Source organism: Bartonella sp. AP9QHHD (genome assembly GCF_042195625.1).
Lineage (GTDB): Bacteria > Pseudomonadota > Alphaproteobacteria > Rhizobiales > Rhizobiaceae > Bartonella.
The window spans coordinates 1-1439 of sequence record NZ_JBHIOP010000092.1 but is presented as its reverse complement, the minus strand read 5'-3'; the positions used below and the strand labels follow the sequence as shown (position 1 = coordinate 1439).

The 1439-nt window shown below is 35.6% G+C and carries 1 protein-coding gene; it reads left to right on the top strand.

All coding sequences use genetic code 11. The features are described 5' to 3' along the window. The coding region (locus ACFIK4_RS08155; protein ID WP_375675723.1) for a DUF3987 domain-containing protein at positions 1–984 on the top strand (984 nt) is incomplete at its 5' end. Positions 985–1439: the final 455 nt, after the last annotated feature.

Here is a 1439-nt window from a genome sequence, read left to right as displayed (position 1 = left end):
AATAAACGACGTCTTATTGTCAACGATGTGACCGTCGAAAAGCTTGGGGAATTGTTAAAAGAAAACCCCCGTGGTCTCTTGATGGTACGAGATGAATTGGCTGGGTTTTTAGCTAATATGGAAAGAAAGGAATACCAAACAGACCGTGCCTTTTATCTAACAGCTTTTAATGGCAATACGTCATACACCTATGACCGTATTGAACGTGGAACCATTCATATTCCCAATGCAACCATTTCCATTATTGGGGGCATTCAACCCTCACGCATTATTCCCATTATTCAAGCCATGTGCCATGGAATAAATGATGATGGTTTCATGCAACGATTTCAAATGATTGTATGGCCCGACGAACGAAAAAAGCGGTTATGGACGGATAGACCTCCCAATCAAAAGGTATGGGAAAGCTATCAAGGGGTCTTTCGTTCTCTTTATGATAAACCGTTAGGCTCACCAAAACACCCTATTACCATACGCTTTTCTGCTGAAGCTCAAGAAATGTTTCGTGTATGGTGGGAAAATTTTCAGAAAAAAATAAATAGTGGTCATTTCTCTACAAATTTACAATCGTATCTTTTGAAAATGGATAAAACCATACCAACACTTGCGTTGATTTTTGAATTGACCGAAGGGGGTCGTTTTGAAATCAATAGAAATGCTCTTGAGAGAGCCTTGTATTGGGAAAAATATCTGTTAAGTCATGCCAAACGTCTTTATGCGGCGCATGATACATTAGCAACAGAAAGTGCAAACTTGCTTGTCAAGCGCTGTGATTATTTACCTAATGTTTTTACTGCACGGGATGTTTATAAACGTGATTGGAAATGTTTAACAGACAATCAAACCGTTAAGCAAGCTTTAGAGCTTTTATGTCGTTGTAACTATATTCGTGAAATCTCTGGAGAGAATAACTCCCAAGGCGGTCGACCTACCATACGTTATGAATGGCACCCCTTAGTGAAAAGTCATAAAACATTTCAATGAATGAATTTTAAATTCCAATAAAACATATAACTTATGTATTCATAAAATGAAACCTTCAAAACATTTCCCATCTATTGGTTTTGGAGGTTTTGGGGGTTTTGGAGGTGCTTTTTATTCCCCTCTTTATATATTTTAAAAATCAAAATAAAAGTCATTATATTTCAATATGTTAATTTTTATCAACTTTTCAAAAAACAATCTATATCAACATTACAACCTGTAAATTCAACTTATAGCATAGGTTTTGTAGGGGTTTTGGGGGTATAGGGGGGGTATATGCTTTTTATCTTTCTTACAAAGCAAGCAATAAAAGCCTATCAAAACATACATTCTGATATCTTAAAAGCACATATCAAATTTGTCTTTTTTCCATAAAACGAACAGCAAAATTCACTATTTTGCTGATTTTACCTCATGTCATAGGCTGTGGATAAGTAGCCTTTAATAAAATTTCT